Origin of the sequence: Streptomyces sp. NPDC058289 (assembly GCF_042880975.1) — a bacterium.
GTDB lineage: Bacteria > Actinomycetota > Actinomycetes > Streptomycetales > Streptomycetaceae > Streptomyces > Streptomyces stoeckheimensis.
In genome coordinates, this window is the sequence record NZ_JBHVYI010000006.1 from 145,435 (window position 1) to 159,899 (window position 14,465).

Annotated in this window: 15 protein-coding genes and 1 riboswitch; of the genes, 5 read left to right on the top strand and 10 right to left on the bottom strand. The window is 73.0% G+C overall.

All coding sequences use genetic code 11. The features are described from left to right. Window positions 1–111: 111 nt before the first annotated feature. Window positions 112–675, top strand: a complete 564-nt coding sequence (locus ACFVX6_RS04840; protein ID WP_389687980.1) for a DUF309 domain-containing protein — start codon at window positions 112–114, stop codon at window positions 673–675. Window positions 676–787: 112 nt separating this feature from the next. Here ACFVX6_RS04840 and ACFVX6_RS04845 read toward each other — a convergent pair whose 3' ends face one another. The 4 genes from ACFVX6_RS04845 to ACFVX6_RS04860 are packed head-to-tail and all read right to left on the bottom strand — an operon-like array spanning window position 788 to window position 4,050. Next, window positions 788–1,177, bottom strand: coding sequence for a VOC family protein (locus tag ACFVX6_RS04845; RefSeq protein ID WP_389687982.1), 390 nt, complete (start codon window positions 1,175–1,177; stop codon window positions 788–790). Window positions 1,178–1,181: 4 nt separating this feature from the next. Beyond that, entirely contained in the window at window positions 1,182–1,814 is a 633-nt protein-coding gene (locus ACFVX6_RS04850) for a lactate utilization protein C (RefSeq protein ID WP_389687984.1), read from the bottom strand. Continuing rightward, entirely contained in the window at window positions 1,811–3,298 is a 1,488-nt protein-coding gene (locus ACFVX6_RS04855) for a lactate utilization protein B (RefSeq protein WP_389687986.1), read from the bottom strand. The genes ACFVX6_RS04850 and ACFVX6_RS04855 overlap by 4 nt, the downstream gene beginning before the upstream one ends. Next, on the bottom strand, window positions 3,295–4,050 hold the full coding sequence (locus ACFVX6_RS04860) for a (Fe-S)-binding protein (protein WP_389687988.1): 756 nt from the start codon (window positions 4,048–4,050) through the stop codon (window positions 3,295–3,297). The genes ACFVX6_RS04855 and ACFVX6_RS04860 overlap by 4 nt, the downstream gene beginning before the upstream one ends. A gap of 18 nt (window positions 4,051–4,068) precedes the next feature. Between ACFVX6_RS04860 and cobF the strand changes: the two genes are divergently transcribed. Further along, window positions 4,069–4,821: a precorrin-6A synthase (deacetylating) gene (gene cobF, locus ACFVX6_RS04865; RefSeq protein ID WP_250741975.1), complete on the top strand. Its 753-nt coding sequence runs from the start codon at window positions 4,069–4,071 to the stop codon at window positions 4,819–4,821. On the opposite strand, the gene ACFVX6_RS04870 is transcribed toward cobF, so the two are convergent. Next, window positions 4,818–5,729 (bottom strand): alpha/beta hydrolase, encoded by a 912-nt coding sequence (locus ACFVX6_RS04870; RefSeq protein ID WP_389687990.1) that lies wholly within the window; start codon window positions 5,727–5,729, stop codon window positions 4,818–4,820. The genes cobF and ACFVX6_RS04870 overlap by 4 nt on opposite strands. Window positions 5,730–5,809: 80 nt before the next feature. Here ACFVX6_RS04870 and ACFVX6_RS04875 point away from each other — a divergent pair, with 80 nt between their 5' ends. Next, entirely contained in the window at window positions 5,810–6,286 is a 477-nt protein-coding gene (locus ACFVX6_RS04875) for a MarR family winged helix-turn-helix transcriptional regulator (protein WP_389687992.1), read from the top strand. Between the two features lie 47 nt (window positions 6,287–6,333). On the opposite strand, the gene ACFVX6_RS04880 is transcribed toward ACFVX6_RS04875, so the two are convergent. After that, window positions 6,334–7,563: an aminotransferase class V-fold PLP-dependent enzyme gene (locus ACFVX6_RS04880; protein WP_389687994.1), complete on the bottom strand. Its 1,230-nt coding sequence runs from the start codon at window positions 7,561–7,563 to the stop codon at window positions 6,334–6,336. A 38-nt stretch (window positions 7,564–7,601) separates the two neighbouring features. Next, complete coding sequence (locus ACFVX6_RS04885) at window positions 7,602–8,525, bottom strand: LysR family transcriptional regulator (RefSeq protein ID WP_389687995.1); 924 nt, start codon at window positions 8,523–8,525, stop codon at window positions 7,602–7,604. A 152-nt stretch (window positions 8,526–8,677) separates the two neighbouring features. On the opposite strand from ACFVX6_RS04885, the gene ACFVX6_RS04890 reads away from it, so the two are divergent. After that, complete coding sequence (locus ACFVX6_RS04890) at window positions 8,678–9,097, top strand: YybH family protein (protein WP_389687997.1); 420 nt, start codon at window positions 8,678–8,680, stop codon at window positions 9,095–9,097. Here the strand turns inward: ACFVX6_RS04890 and ACFVX6_RS04895 are convergent. The 3 genes from ACFVX6_RS04895 to ACFVX6_RS04905 all read right to left on the bottom strand — a co-directional run bounded on the left by ACFVX6_RS04895 (window position 9,094) and on the right by ACFVX6_RS04905 (window position 13,485). Beyond that, window positions 9,094–9,810, bottom strand: a complete 717-nt coding sequence (locus ACFVX6_RS04895; protein WP_389687999.1) for an anaerobic ribonucleoside-triphosphate reductase activating protein — start codon at window positions 9,808–9,810, stop codon at window positions 9,094–9,096. The two genes, ACFVX6_RS04890 and ACFVX6_RS04895, sit on opposite strands and share 4 nt — an antisense overlap. Beyond that, window positions 9,807–11,585, bottom strand: coding sequence for a ribonucleoside triphosphate reductase (locus ACFVX6_RS04900; protein WP_389688001.1), 1,779 nt, complete (start codon window positions 11,583–11,585; stop codon window positions 9,807–9,809). The genes ACFVX6_RS04895 and ACFVX6_RS04900 overlap by 4 nt, the downstream gene beginning before the upstream one ends. Before the next feature lie 42 nt (window positions 11,586–11,627). Then, window positions 11,628–11,769: riboswitch (cobalamin riboswitch) on the bottom strand. Window positions 11,770–11,892: 123 nt separating this feature from the next. After that, window positions 11,893–13,485: an endo-1,3-alpha-glucanase family glycosylhydrolase gene (locus ACFVX6_RS04905; RefSeq protein WP_389688003.1), complete on the bottom strand. Its 1,593-nt coding sequence runs from the start codon at window positions 13,483–13,485 to the stop codon at window positions 11,893–11,895. 397 nt (window positions 13,486–13,882) lie between these two features. Between ACFVX6_RS04905 and ACFVX6_RS04910 the strand changes: the two genes are divergently transcribed. Further along, window positions 13,883–14,335, top strand: coding sequence for a hypothetical protein (locus tag ACFVX6_RS04910; RefSeq protein WP_389688005.1), 453 nt, complete (start codon window positions 13,883–13,885; stop codon window positions 14,333–14,335). Window positions 14,336–14,465: the final 130 nt, after the last annotated feature.

A 14,465-nucleotide genomic window follows, 5' to 3' on the forward strand; every position in this document is an offset into this window, starting at 1 on the left:
TCTGATCTGGGGTTTCCCCCGTCTCGGCGGCACATGCAGAACATTACCCCACACCGAGGGGTGTCCATGCACCGGTTATCGGCAGGAGGGGGATGAAGGGAGGATGAAGGCGTGAACGCACGGGATCGGGACGATGAGGGGCGGGCGCGGAACGCCCGCCCCAGGGACGGGCTGGGGCGGCCGCTGCCCTACGGGGCCCAAGGGGTGGAGCGGCAGCCCGAGGGAGTGGTGCGATCACCCGGGGAGACGGTGGCGCAGGCGCAGCGGCTGCTGGACGCCGGGATGCCGTTCCACGCGCACGAGGTGTTCGAGGACGCCTGGAAGTCGGGGCCCGGGGCCGAGGCACCGCTGTGGCGGGCGCTGGCGCAGCTGGCGGTCGGGCTGACGCACTCCGCACGCGGGAACGCGGTGGGCGGGGCGCGGCTGCTGCGCCGCGGAGCCGATGCCCTGGCCCTGGCCGGGCTCGACGGAGCCGGGGATGTAGCCGCCCCCGAGGTCGAACTCGAAGGAGCCCGGGACGCGGCCGCTCCCGGGGCCGGGCCCGCGTACGGGATGAACATCCCCGGGCTGGTCCGGTGGGCCCGGGAGCTGGCGGGGCGGGTGGAGGCCGGCGCAGCCGTTGACGCGGCGGCCGAGGCCCCGCACCTCACGGGCGGACCCGGCCGGCCGGCCTGAGCCGGGGCGGAGCCTGCTTACGGTTCCGCCCGGGCGCCCCGGGGCGGGGCGGTGCAGCGCAGGCCGGAACGTCGGGCTCCGCGGACAGTCCCGGTCCCATGCCCGGCCAGGGCTACGCCGGCTGGAGGAGGTCCCAGCGGTTGCCGTAGAGGTCCTGGAAGACGGCGACCGAGCCGTACGTCTCGTGGCGCGGCTCCTCCAGGAAGCGGACGCCCTCGGCGGTCATCCGGGCGTGGTCGGCGGCGAAGTCGTCGGTGTAGAGGAAGAAGCCGACCCGGCCGCCCGTCTGGTCGCCGACGCGGGAGCGCTGGGCGTCGTCCTTGGCGCGGGCCAGCAGGATGGCGGATTCCGTGGCGCCCGGCGGGCGCACCACGACCCAGCGGGAGCCGTCCGGGCGCGGGGTGTCCTCGGCGAGGTCGAAGCCGAGGGCGCGAGTGTAGAAGTCGATGGCCTCGTCGTAGTCGTGGACCACGAGGGCGGTGAGGGCGAGGTGGGAGGGCATGTCCTCATTGTGCGCCGAGGAGGACGACCTCCAGGGTGCGGGGGCCGTGCACGCCCTCCACCCGGTCCAGTTCGATGTCGCTGGTGGCGGAGGGTCCGGAGATCCAGGTCAGGGGCTTGGTGGGGTCCAGCAGGGGCAGCGCCAGCGGGACCGAGTCCACCACCTGGGCGGGGACCCGGACCACGCAGATGTGGTGGTCCGGGACGAGCGTGATCCGGCGCCGCCCCTGTCCGGGGCCGCCGTCGAGGACGAGCGTGCCGGTCTCGGCGATCGCCAGGGCGCAGCCCGTCACCACGCTGTCCACCGCGTCCAGTTGGTGCGGGGTGGAGGCCGCGCGGTCGTGGATCCGGGTCGGGTCGGCCGCCGCGAGCCAGTGCGGCGGCAGCCCGGGCGGTACGAGCACCGACGACGCACCCCGTTCGGCGAGGAGACGGGCCAGCAGCACGGCGATGCCGTCCTCGTCGACCCGGTGGACCTTGGCCCGGTACTCCGCGAGGTTCGCGGCGAGCAGGTCGACGGTCTCGGCCGGGGTGCGGACGCCGTGGGTCCGGAGGTAGTCCCGGGGAACGGCGGTGTCCGGGCGCGGCTCCGGCAGGGCCCGGCGGATGCGGGCCAGGATCTGCTCCTTGGCGCTCATGGGCGTGCCTCCTTCGCTCGTGCCTCCTTCTCGCGCACCGCCCACCAGTCGCGGAACGAGCGCTCCGGGAGCTCCGGCAGCTCCCTGCTGTCCGTCCAGGCCCGCCCCGGGCCCGGCAGCCGGCGCGGTCGCAGCCGTCGGGCCCGGGCCAGCAGCCGCTCCCCCGCACGGAGCGCGCCCGGGCGGTCGAGGAGGAGCCTGGCGGCCCGCATGGCGGCCCGTTCGGCGGTGTGGCCGTCGGCGGGGCGGATGCGCACACGGATGCCCTCGCGGGTCACCGGGCCGCCCTGGACCACGCGTTCGCGCAGGTGGACCAGTACCTCCGGGATGTCGATGGCGACCGGGCAGACCTCGTAGCAGGCCCCGCACAGGGTGGAGGCGTAGGGCAGGGTGGCGTCGATCTCGCTTCCGGTGCCGCGGAGCTGGGGGCTGAGGATGGCGCCGATCGGGCCGGGGTAGACGGAGCCGTAGGCGTGGCCGCCCGCGCGCTCGTACACCGGGCAGACGTTGAGGCAGGCGGAGCAGCGGATGCAGCGCAGGGCCTGGCGGCCCACCTCGTCGGCGAGGGTGTCGGTGCGGCCGTTGTCGAGGAGGACGAGGTGGAAGACGGAGGGGCCGTCGCCGTCCACGGTGCCGGTCCACATGGTCGTGTACGGGTTCATCCGCTCGGCGGTCGAGGAGCGGGGCAGCGTCTGGAGGAAGATCTCCAGGTCGCGGAAGGTCGGGATCACCTTCTCGATGCCGACCACCGAGATCAGGGTCTCGGGCAGGGTCAGGCACATCCGGCCGTTGCCCTCGGACTCGAAGACGACCAGGGTGCCGGTCTCCGCGACCATGAAGTTGGCGCCCGACACGGCGACTTTGGCCCGCAGGAACTTCTCGCGCAGGTGCAGCCGGGCGGCTTCGGCGAGCTCGCGCGGATCGTCGCCCAGCCCCACGGGGGCCGGACGACCCCAGTCGCCCATCTCCGCGGCGAAGATGTCGCGGATCTCGCCGCGGTTGCGGTGGATGGCCGGGACCAGGATGTGGGAGGGCCTGTCGTGGCCGAGCTGGACGATGAGTTCGGCGAGGTCGGTCTCGTACGCGGCGATCCCGGCCGCCTCCAGGGCCTCGTTCAGGCCGATCTCCTGGGTGGCCATGGACTTGACCTTGACGACTTCCTTCTCCCCGGTGGCCCGGACCAGTTCCGTCACGATGCGGTTGGCCTCGTCTGCGTCGGCCGCCCAGTGGACGGTGCCGCCCGCAGCGGTGACGGCGGCCTCCAGTTGGAGCAGGTACCGGTCGAGGTGCGCCAGCGTGTGGTCCTTGACGGCCTTGCCGGCCGCGCGCAGCCGGTCCCAGTCCTCCAGTTCGGCGACGGCCCGCGCCCGCTTGTCCCGGATCGTGTGCGTGGCGTGGCGGAGGTTGGCCCGCAGCACCTCGTCCCGTACGGCCTCGCGGGCCGCGTCGGGGAAGGCCGGCATGCCCAGATGCGTGCCCGTCATACGAGTGGCTCCTCTTCCGTCGCGGCCAGGATCTCGGCGAGGTGCAGGGCCCGCAGCGGGGCGCCCCGGCGCCGCAGGATGCCGTCGAGGTGGGCGAGGCAGGAGTTGTCGGCCCCGCAGAGCACCTCGGCGCCCGTGGACAGCGCGTGGGCGGTCTTGTCGGCGCCCATCGCGGTCGATACGTCCGGGTTCTTGACGGCGAAGGTGCCGCCGAAACCGCAGCACTCCTCGGCGCCGGGCAGTTCGCGCAGTTCCAGACCGCGTACGGCGGCCAGCAGCCGCCGGGGCCGGTCTCCGAGCCCGAGGCCCCGCAGGCCGTGGCAGGACGGATGGTAGGTGACGGTGTGCGGGAAGTACGCGCCGACGTCGGTCACCCCGAGGACGTCGACCAGGAACTCGGTGAGCTCGTACACGCGCGGTACGAGGTCCTCGGCCAGCGCGGCCAGGGCGGGGCCCCGGCCCTCGGACTCGGCCGCTTGCCCGATCCGGGGGTAGTGGGCGCGGACCATGGCAGCGCAGGAGCCCGAGGGGGTGACCACGTACGGGTACCCGGCGAAGGCCTCGGCGGTGCGCCGGAGCAGCGGTTCGGCCTCGCGCCGGTAGCCGGTGTTGTACTGCGGCTGCCCGCAGCAGCTCTGTGCGGCGGGGAAGTCCACGGTGACCCCGAGCCGCTCGAGGAGGCGGACGACGGCGATGCCCGTGCGCGGGTAGAGCGCGTCGTTGACGCAGGTGACGAACAGGGCGACGCGCATGACGGGCAGAATAGCCGGGTGAAGAAGTTCTCAGTGATCGGCATAGGCGCGGGCGACCCGGACCACTTGACCCTCCAGGCGGTCAGGGCGATCGGCGCGGCGGACGCATTCCTCATCCTGGAGAAGGGCGAGGAGAAGGCGGATCTGACCGGGCTGCGGCGCGCGATGCTCGACGCGCACGCCCGCCCCGGACACCGGCTGGTGGAGGGCCGCGATCCCGATCGCGACCGGACGCCCTCCGACTACACCCCCACGGTGGACGGCTGGCGCAGCGCGCGGGCCGAGCTCTTCGAGCGGTTCATCGCCGAGGACCTCGCGGAGGGCGAGACGGGCGCGTTCCTGGTGTGGGGCGATCCCTCGCTCTACGACTCCACGCTCGCGATCCTCGACGAGGTGCTGGAGAAGGGCCGGGTCGCCTTCGAGCACGAGGTGGTGCCGGGCATCAGCAGCATCTCCTCGCTGCTGGCCCGCCACCGCACCACCCTCAACCGGGTGGGCCGCCCGGTCCAGATCACCACCGGGCGCCGGCTCGCGGAGGGCTGGCCGGCCGATGTGGACGACGTGGTGGTGATGCTGGACGCCCGGCACGCCTTCACCGCCCACCTCGACCAGGACCTGTACATCTATTGGGGTGCGTACGTCGGCACCCCCGACGAGATCCTGGTCTCGGGAAAGCTGGCGGAGGTCGCCGGCCGGATCGAGGAACTGCGCACCGAGGCCCGCGCCCGCAAGGGCTGGATCATGGACACGTACCTGCTCCGGCGCGACTAGGAGCGCGAGTCGGTACGGGCCAAGGCGTCGGTGATGAAGCGTCCGGCGCGGTCCAGGGCCGCGTCGGCCTCGTCCAGCAGGCCCGCGAAGGCCTGGAAGACGTGGGGGACGTCCGCGGTGACGTCGAGGAGGACGTCGACCCCGGCCGCGGCCGCCCGGGCGGCGAACCGGGTGGAGTCGTCCAGCAGGACCTCGTTGGACCCGGCCTGGAGCAGCAGCGGGGGCAGCCCGGTCAGGTCGGCGTGCAGGGCCGGGCTCAGCAGCGGCTGGGCGGGGTCCTGTGCGGCCAGGTAGTGGGCGAAGACGGCGGCCAGGTCGGCGCGGGTGAAGAGCGGGTCGGCGTCGTGCTTCGTGGTCATGCTCTCGCCCGAGAGGGTGGCGTCCAGGCCCGGGGAGAAGACGGCCGCGGCGGCCGGCATCGGCAGTCCGGCCTCGCGGGCGGTGAGCAGGGTGGTGACGCCGAGACCGCCGCCGGCCGACTCCCCGGCCAGGACGATCCGCTCGGCCGGAACGCCCTGGTCGAGCAGGTCGCGGTAGGCGGCGAGGCCGTCCTCGACCGCGGCGGGGAAGGGGTGCTCGGGGGCGAGCCGGTAGTCGACCGAGACGGCGCGGACTCCGGTGCGGCGCACCAGTGCGGCGGTGAGGTGCAGGGCCGTGGCGGGTGAGCCGAAGACCCAGGCTCCGCCGTGGAAGTAGAGGATCGTCCCGGTGGCGGAGCCGCCCTCGGGTTCGACGGTCAGGGCAGGACGCCCACCGAGGACGGAAGGGGTGACGGTCACCCCGGCCGGGGCCGGGCCCGAGGTCATCTGGGCCTCGAAGTCCTTGCGCATCTGCTCCGGCGGGAGGCTGCCGTCGAACGGCACCTGCCGCATCGTGGCGTCGATCGTCGCGCGCTGCACCTTGCTCATGAGACCCTCCCGATGACGTGTTGTTCTTCACCAGGAACTATATTCCTAGGAATATCATTCCCACGAATCTGGAGCAGAGTGTGACCGACCTCACGCAGGTGTTCATGGACCTCGTCCGCTACGAGACCAGGCTCTACAACGCGCTGGGCGAACGACTGCGCGCCGAGCACGGTCTGACGATGGGCCAGTTCGAGTTCCTGCGCATCATCGACGGCCGCGACGGCTGCCGGGTCAACGACCTGGCCGAGGAGGCCGCCATCACCGTCGGGGCGACCAGCAAGGGCGTGGACCGCCTGGAGGCCGCCGGCTGGGTGGTCCGGCGACCCAATCCGGACAACCGCCGCTCGTCCCTGCTGGAGCTGACCCCCGAAGGAGCCGGGCTGCTGGTCACCGCCACGCCCACCTTCGAGGACGGCCTGCGCTCCCTGCTCGCCGAGCCCCTGACGGCCGGCTCCCTGGAGCAGCTGGCGTCCACCCTCGCCCTGCTGCGCAGGACCATGGAGGGCGCCCCGGCGGGAATGCCCGCCGAGGCTGCCGGTCCGGCGGCAACGGCCTAGGTACAAAACTGCCGGAGGCCCGGGACGACCGGGTCCGTTGCGTACGGCTACCGGCGGAGATAGGCGGGCAGTACCTCGGCGAGCCGCTCGTACTCCTCGGCCCGGTTGTAGATCTGCCCGCTCACCCGGATCCCGCCGCCGCCCGGCCAGGGCCAGATCAGAACCCGGATCCGCTGCTCGGCCGCGATCCGCTCGCGCAGGTCGCGGGAGGCGTCCGGGGTCTCGGCCACCCCGGGCGGCAGCCGCAGCGTGCGCAGGGCGAGGCCCTCGGTGTACGGGAGCGGGGCGATTCCGGGGATCTCGGCGAGCAGGGCCGCGCCGTAGGCGGCCAGCGCGCTGTTGTGGGCCCGCACCTTGGCGGCGTCGAGCTCCTCCAGCAGGTCGAGCCCGTCCGGGGCGGCGAGCCAGCCGGTGTAGTCGTAGGTGGCGCGGTTCTCCACGGAGCGCGGGAAGCCGTAGTGCGCTTCCCAGGAGGGCACGGGCGGCCGGACCCGCTCGCGGTGGTGCGGGGCGACGGACAGGATCGCGGTGCCCGACGGGGCGTAGGCCCATTTGTGGAGGTTGCCGAACCAGAAGTCGGCGCCCCCGCCCAGGGGGTCGGGGATCATCCCGGGGGCGTGGGCGCCGTCCACGATGGTGGTGACGCCCCGCTCGGCGAGTTCGGCGAGCAGCCGGGGCGAGGCGATGAGCCGGGCGGTGGGCGAGCTGATGTGGTCGAGTACGGCGACCCGGGTCCGCGGGGTGACCCCGGCCAGCACGGCTTCCCGTACGGCGTCCTCGTCGGGGAGGTCGGTGCCCAGGGCCACGGTGGTGAGCGGGGCGCGCCGGGCGGCGGCCGCGACGACCGTGCCGTAGCCGTGGTCGGTGACCAGGATCTCGTCGCCGGGGGCGAACTCCACGGCGTCGAGGGCCACGTTGGCGGCCTCGGTGGCGTTGGACACGAAGGCGAGCCCGTGCGGATCGGCGCCGAGCCGGGCGGCGATCCGGGTCCGGGCATCGACGAGCCGGTCGGGGGCGCCGATGAAGAAGGCGTCGGGGTCGGCGTGCGCCTGCGCCCGGAGGGCGGCCTGCGCCTCCTGGACGGGGACGGGCACCGCGCCGAACGACCCGTGGTTCAGGTGGCTGACGTCGGCGGAGAGCCGGAACAGCTCCCGCCCGCCCGGGAATTCGGCGGGGCGGCGCATCGACCCGCTGCGTGAGGCGGCCCCGACCTGCCCGGTGGCGTCGTCGGGGTCGACGCGGTCGGTGCGCTCGGTCGGCTCGGCGGGGTGGGTCACGTGGGACCTCCGTGGGTGCGGCGCGGCTGTCGGGCCGATCATGCCCCGCCGCCCGGCGGAGCGACAGCCCCTCCGCCGGCCATCGCGGGGGCGAAGGCGCGGCGGCACCGCAGGAGTAGGTCCCGTACGGCGGGGCCGCGGGTGTCGCGCCAGACCAGGGAGAGCAGGGCCGGGATCTCCACGTCTTCGATGGTCCGGGCGGTGAGCCGGTCACCGTACGCAGCAGCCATCGAGGCGCTCAGGACGGCGACCCCGAGGCCGCGCGCGGCGAGGTCCGCCATGGCGTCGGAGGCGCCGGCCTCCAGGGCGATCGAGGGCTCCAGGCCCTGTCCGGCACAGGCCCGGTCGAACACCGTGCGCAGGCCGGTGCCCGGCGGCATGCAGATGACCGGATGTCCGCCGAGGTCGCGGAGGGTCACCCGGTCCGCTCCGGCCAGGGGGTGCCCGGGCGGGACCGCGACGACCAGGCGCTCGCTGACGAGGGTGAGGGCCTCCAGCCCGTCGGGGGTGGTGGCGGCGGTTCCCACGAGGGCGAGGTCGACGGCGCCGGCGCGCACGGCCTGCACCAGCCGGTCGGAGTTGTCCTCCAGCAGGGCGATCTCCACGCCGGGGTGGGCCCGGTGGAAGGCCGCGAGGGCGTCGAAGAGGGGGGTGAGGGTGCATCCGACGACCATGCCGACGGTGAGGCGGCCGCGGATCAGGCCGGTCACCTCGCCCACCGCCTGGGCGAGGGCCCCGGTGGCGGCCAGGGCCGTGCGGGCGTGTTCGAGGGCGGCCTTGCCGGCGACGGTGAGCGTGGCCGTGCGGCCGGACCGGTCGAAGAGCTCGGCCCCCAGCTCCTGTTCGAGGCGGCGGATCTGGGCGCTGACCCCGGACTGGCTGATGTGGACGCGCTCGGCCGCGCGGGTGAAGTTCCGTTCTTCGGCGACGGCGACGAAGTACTCGAGCTGCCTCAGTTCCATGACCACAGATTCTAGCTTCCAGCAAAACCAGCTGTTGGACTTCTGATCGCGGGACGACGAGGCTTGAACCACACACCGAGCAGACCCCTAGCAGACCCCGAGCAGACACCGAGCAGACTCGGGGGGGGACCCCTCGACCACAGGAGGAAGCCATGCCGGAAACACCTGACCACGCGTCGCACTACGCGTCGTACGAGAAGGCCCTGCGCCCCGAGGACCTCACCCGCCTGTTCGTCGAGCGGTCCAACGCCGGCGACGCGGTCGGGGTCGCCGCCCTCTACGAGGAGGACGCCGTGATGGCCTTCCCGCCCGGGGAGCTGACGGTGGGGCGGGAGGCCATCCGGGTCCTGTGGCAGCAGGTCCTGGAGCAGCGGCCCCGGTTCGAGCCCGAGCCGCCGCTGCCGACGCTCGTCAGCGACGGGATCGCGCTGACCTCCACGCCGCCGAGCGACGGCACCGGCGCCCGCGCCCAGGTGGTCCGCCGCCAGAGCGACGGCAGCTGGCTCCGCCTCCTGGACCAGCCGGAGTTCGCCCCCGCGCGGGCCGGGCGGGATCCGAAGGAGGCGGCCTAGGCCGCCGGAGGGCGCACGGTCTGCCGGTGCGTCGGGGTCCCGCCCACTTCCGCGAGCCAGGCGTCCAGGTCGGCCATGGCGGGCGCGTCCAGGAGGGCCGGGTCCACCGTGGTGCGGAGCTGGTGGGGAACCCCCGAGGCGAGCAGGAGGCGCAGGCTGCGCTCCGCCGAGGCGGCCGCGTGGCCGATGCCGGTGACCTTCTCGTACCGGCCGGGCGGGGCCTTGACGTCGAAGCCGACCCAGTCCAGCAGGCCCGCCTCCAGCAGTCGGGCCAGGCGCCGGGGGAAGGCTCCCCCGGTATGGAGGCCGACCTCCAGGCCCAGCGCGCGGGCCTCCCGTACGGCCTGGGGCAGGCCGCGCTGGAGCAGCGGTTCCCCGCCCGAGAAGACGATCCCGTCGAGCAGCCCCGTCCGGCGGGCGAGGTGGCCGAGCACCTCGTTCCAGGAGACGGCGGCGGGGCCCCGGGCGGGCAGCAGGCCGGGGTTGTGGCAGTAGCCGCACCGCCAGGGGCAGCCTTGGCAGAAGACGGTGGTGACCAGTCGGCCGGGCCAGTCGCAGGTGGACAGCCGGGACCAGCCGCCGATGCGGATGACCTCGCCGGGGCCCACTCCGCCCGCCGGTTCGGCGGGCGGAGTGAGCGGCGAACCGGCCGTTCCGCCGGCCGCTTCGCCGGCCGCTTCGCCGGCCGCTTCGCCGGCCGCTTCGCCGCTCACACCGCCGCCTTGAAGTGGACTCGCTCGGCGTGTTCGCCCTTCTTGCCGATGTTGAAGGAGGACACCGGGCGGTGGTAGCCCATGACCCGGGTCCAGATCTCGCACGCCGCCCCGCACGTGGGGCAGTGGGGCTGCTCCCCCGCCAGGTAGCCGTGGTCCGCGCAGACGGAGAAGGTCGGGGTCACCGTCAGGTACGGGAGCCGGAAGGTCTCCAGCGAGCGCCGGACCAGCTTGCGGCAGGCCTCCGCCGTCGGGATCCGCTCGGGCGTGTACAGGTGCAGGACGGTGCCGCCCGTGTACTTGCCCTGCAGTTCGTCCTGGCGCTCCAGCGCCTCGAAGGGGTCGTCGGTCCAGCCGACGGGCAGCTGCGAGGAGTTGGTGTAGTACGGGTTGGCGTCGGTGCCGGCCTGGAGGATGCCGGGGAAGCGGGCCCGGTCCTCCTTCGCGAAGCGGTACGTCGTGCCCTCGGCGGGGGTGGCCTCCAGGTTGTACAGGTGGCCGGTGCTCTCCTGGAAGTCGACCATCCGGGCCCGGACCCGGTCCAGGAGGCGGACCGCGAGGGCGTGACCCTCGGGGGTGGTGATGTCGTGGGCGTCCGCGCTGAAGTTGCGGACCATTTCGTTGACGCCGTTGACCCCGATGGTGGAGAAATGGTTGCGCAGGGTGCCCAAGTACCGCTTGGTGTAGGGGAAGAGACCACCGTCGATCAGGTCCTGGACGGTGATCCGCTTGAGTTCGAGGCTGTCCTTGGCGAGCTCGCACAGCCGGTCCACCTCGGCCAGCAGCCGCGTCTCGTCGCCCGCGCAGAGGTGCCCGAGCCGGGCGCAGTTGAGGGTGACCACACCGAGCGAGCCGGTCTGCTCGGCGCTGCCGAAGAGGCCGTTGCCGCGCTTGAGCAGCTCGGTCAGGTCGAGCTGGAGCCGGCAGCACATGGAGCGGATCATGTGCGGTTCGAGCTCGGAGTTGATGAAGTTCTGGAAGTACGGGAGCCCGTACTTGGCGGTCATCGCGAAGAGCAGTTCGGCGTTCTCGCTCTCCCAGGGGAAGTCGCGGGTGATGTTGTAGGTCGGGATGGGGAAGGTGAACACCCGCCCGGCGGCGTCGCCTTCCGTCATCACCTCGATGTACGCCCGGTTGATCATGTCCATCTCGGCCTGGAGCTCGCCGTAGGTGAAACCGGTCTCCTCCCCCGCGACCACCGGGATCTGCGCGCGCAGGTCCTCGGGGCAGGTCCAGTCGAAGGTGAGGTTGATGAAGGGGGTCTGCGTGCCCCAGCGCGAGGGCACGTTGAGGTTGTGCACGAGCTCCTGGATGCACTGCCTGACCTGGTCGTACGTCAGCGCGTCGAGGCGGACGTAGGGGGCGAGGTACGTATCGAAGGAGGAGAAGGCCTGGGCCCCCGCCCATTCGTTCTGCAGGGTGCCGAGGAAGTTCACGATCTGGCCGACGGCCGAGGACAGGTGCCTGGGCGGAGCGGAGTCGATCTGGCCGGGGACCCCGTTGAAGCCCTCGGTGAGCAGGGTGCGCAGGGACCAGCCGGCGCAGTAGCCGGAGAGCATGTCCAGGTCGTGGATGTGGAGGTCGCCCTCGCGGTGGGCGCGGGCCACCGCGGCGGGATAGACCTGCTCCAGCCAGTAGTTCGCGGTGACCTTGCCCGCGGCGTTGAGGATGAGTCCGCCGAGCGAATAGCCCTGGTTGGCGTTGGCGTTCACCCGCCAGTCCCGACGGTCCAGGTACTCGGTCACGGTCTCTACGGCATCGACGACAGCAGTCACGGCAGCCCTCCCACGAGGCTCGGCACGGAAGAATGGCGGGCTTTTTCGAAAGCCCGCGCCGGCAGGTGTCGGACTCGTCCGCCGTGGCGGACTCACCGTTGCGGGGCAGTCCCGGATTCCCACCGGGTTCCCTGTTGCCTCGGTCGGGGAGAGGCCCCGCCGAACCGGCAGAGCCAACACTACATATGGATGTGACGGCAGAGCGCCACCACTACATATGGGGTGACGAAGGTCCCGAGGCAAGGGACTTCGGCCCCTGGGACCCGCGCCGGAGCGCCCTGCGGACCCGCGCCGCAGCCCGGCGGACTCAGCTCCGGCCGCTGGTGGCGGCGTAGTACTGGAGGTCCTGCACCTCCACCGCCCGGTCCACCCGGTAGCGCAGCTCCACCCGGGCCCCGGCCTTGCCGCCCCGCACCACGGACGCCGAGCCGACGCCCGGGCCCAGGGGCAGCAGCTCGGAGTGGACCCCGGCGGGGGCCGCGTGCGCGTCTTCGGCCGCGCCCACGGTCGTACGGATGCTCGCGGGCGCGGTCAGGAAGCTCAGCACCTCCACCGCGTCCCGGGCCGCGGCGCTGCCGCCCCGCAGCGACATCACGAGGGACTGGCTGCCGCTCGGGTCCGCGGCGGAGAACTGGGTGCGCGAGCTCAGGTAGAGCGTGTCGCGGACGATCTTCGGCCAGCCGCCCGTCTTGAACCGGGTGAGGTAGTACGAGGAAAGGTCCAGGTAGGCATGGCCGTTGTGCAGGGAGGGCGCGAACTGGCTGCTCTCGCTGTAGTCGTTCCACGTGGTGAGCTGGACCCAGTCGGCCCCGTCCTCGATGGCGCGGTTCCATGTGGCGCGCAGGGTCGCGGTGTTGCCCGCCTCGTCGTAGATGCCCTGGTTGGGGCGGGCGTCCTGGACCGATACGGGCTGCATCCAGATCTTGCCCGCGGCGTGGGCGCGCCGGACGTCGCGCGTGGAGCTCTCCTGGCCGACGTAGCTGCGACTGCCCCACTCGGAGAATCCGTAGCTGATGGGCTCGAACTCGCCGCTGTGCGCGCCGAAGTCGAGGAAGAGCGGGACGAAGGCGGTCCGGATCCCGTGCCGCGACTTCAGGGCGTCCATGACCCCGGTCCACCAGGCGACGCTCTTCTCCTCCGCCTTGAACGGCGAGACGACCAGCCGGCCGTCGGGGAGCCGGTGGGCGGCCGGGGCCTTGCCGAGTTCCGCGAGGAGGTCGGCGAGCACGACCGGGTCGTCGGTGCCCAGGGAGGTCATGTCCGGCATCAGCATGACCTTGAAGGCCGGATCCACCGAACGGGCGGCTTCCATCAGGAGGTTGGAGCGTTCCCGGTTCTTCCCGGCCAGGGAGAGCAGGTCGAGGGTGAATCCGTCGATGCCGGCGGCGCGAGCCGTGCGGACCTCCTGCTGGAGGTTGGCGAGCTCCCAGTTCCCGGCCTTGGGCGGGACGGGCAGCGGGCGGTCGCGGAGCAGGCCGCCGTAGCGCTCGTGCTTGCCGTTCTCGCCGTCCGGCTTCAGGTAGTTGCGGGTGTAGTAGTCGGCGTCGGCGCCGACGTTGTCCAGGGAGAGCGGGTACGGGGTGAAGTAGTGGGCGAAGACCAGCTTCTTGCCGGCGGTGCCGGAGCGCAGGACGGACGGCTGCGGCATGTCGAAGGGCAGGGCTCCGGTGGGGCGCGCTGCGCCGTCCGCGCCGGACCCCTGGGCCTTCGGGTCAGGCGGCTGCCCGCCCGGGCTCTGCGGGGCGGTCGCACCCGGGCCGGTGGGGCCGGTGACGGCGGGCGCGGGGCCGTCGCCGGGGGTCCCGGGCAGGGTGTCGCCCGGGACCGGTGCCGGGCGGGCCCGCGCGTCGGCGACGGTACGGGGCTCCCAGGCGATGCCCGTCGCGGCGCAGACGCCCACGAGGAGGAAGGCGGACAGGAAGAGGCTCAGCAGGGGTCTTCGGCGTCGGAAGCCCGCACGGCGCCGGTGCGACGCGGGTCTCGCGCCCCGCTCTGACCGACGCCGGTCCGCACTCATCCTGGCCCCTCCCCCGACAATGCCCGCGCCACGCCCGTACATCGGGAAGCACAGCAGCAGTACAGCGGATTCCGGGCCCTCGGACAACCGTTCCCCGGGATCCGAGGCGTGGACAAAGGCGCGTGATCTGTACAACTGCTGTGATCATCGGGCGCCACGGGCGATTCACCGGAATAGGGAGTTCCCCTGGCCTTTCACGGAAACTGGCGCATAATCGTCTTCATGCGGCTTGAAACAACCCTCTTGCCGCAGGTCACGCATGCAGGGGGGCATCGTGCCGATGAGGGATTCCAGAGGCGCCGGTACGTTCCCGGCGACCTCCGCAGAGCTGTCCCGTCTTTTCACCGCCGTGCGGCGGGGCAAAGTACTGACCGTCACCGGACGGTTCCGGGAGCCCCGGAGCCAATTGGTGCGGGAGATAGGGCAACGGCTCTCGTCCAATTTCTACGACGGCGTGGCCGTGGTGTCCATGGACCGCCGGTTCGGGGTCCGCGACCTGACGGCCGCGCTGGGCTGCGTACCGGGCATGCCGTTCCTGCCGTGCGGGACGTCGAACGCGGCGTCGTGGCTGGCGGAGCGCGACATGCTGCTCGTCCTCGACGGCTGCGAGCACCTCGCGTCCGAGTCCCTGGACTGGCTGCGCGAGCTGCTCGCCGTGGCTCCCGGGCTGCGGGTCCTGGCCGCCGGGAGCGACCCGCTGGCCTTCGCGCCGGATCAGGTGCACCGGCTCTGACCGGGCGCGGAGACGGGTCCGCCCCCGGCGGGGGGTGGCGGCCCGGGCGGGGCCCGCGGGGCGGGGGGACGCAGTGCGGTTGTTACGGAGTCGGGGTTGGGCGCCGCCCGGGCGGGCCTGCACCCGCGCG

What these genes read in the sequence shown, in the direction of transcription:
- ACFVX6_RS04845 (WP_389687982.1), bottom strand. Translation starts at nt 1,177, where the DNA reads ATGCCCTCCCACCTCGCCCTCACCGCCCTCGTGGTCCACGACTACGAC.
- ACFVX6_RS04850 (WP_389687984.1), bottom strand. Translation starts at nt 1,814, where the DNA reads ATGAGCGCCAAGGAGCAGATCCTGGCCCGCATCCGCCGGGCCCTGCCG.
- ACFVX6_RS04855 (WP_389687986.1), bottom strand. Translation starts at nt 3,298, where the DNA reads ATGACGGGCACGCATCTGGGCATGCCGGCCTTCCCCGACGCGGCCCGC.
- ACFVX6_RS04860 (WP_389687988.1), bottom strand. Translation starts at nt 4,050, where the DNA reads ATGCGCGTCGCCCTGTTCGTCACCTGCGTCAACGACGCGCTCTACCCG.
- ACFVX6_RS04870 (WP_389687990.1), bottom strand. Translation starts at nt 5,729, where the DNA reads ATGAGCAAGGTGCAGCGCGCGACGATCGACGCCACGATGCGGCAGGTG.
- ACFVX6_RS04885 (WP_389687995.1), bottom strand. Translation starts at nt 8,525, where the DNA reads ATGGAACTGAGGCAGCTCGAGTACTTCGTCGCCGTCGCCGAAGAACGG.
- ACFVX6_RS04890 (WP_389687997.1), top strand. Translation starts at nt 8,678, where the DNA reads ATGCCGGAAACACCTGACCACGCGTCGCACTACGCGTCGTACGAGAAG.
- ACFVX6_RS04910 (WP_389688005.1), top strand. Translation starts at nt 13,883, where the DNA reads ATGAGGGATTCCAGAGGCGCCGGTACGTTCCCGGCGACCTCCGCAGAG.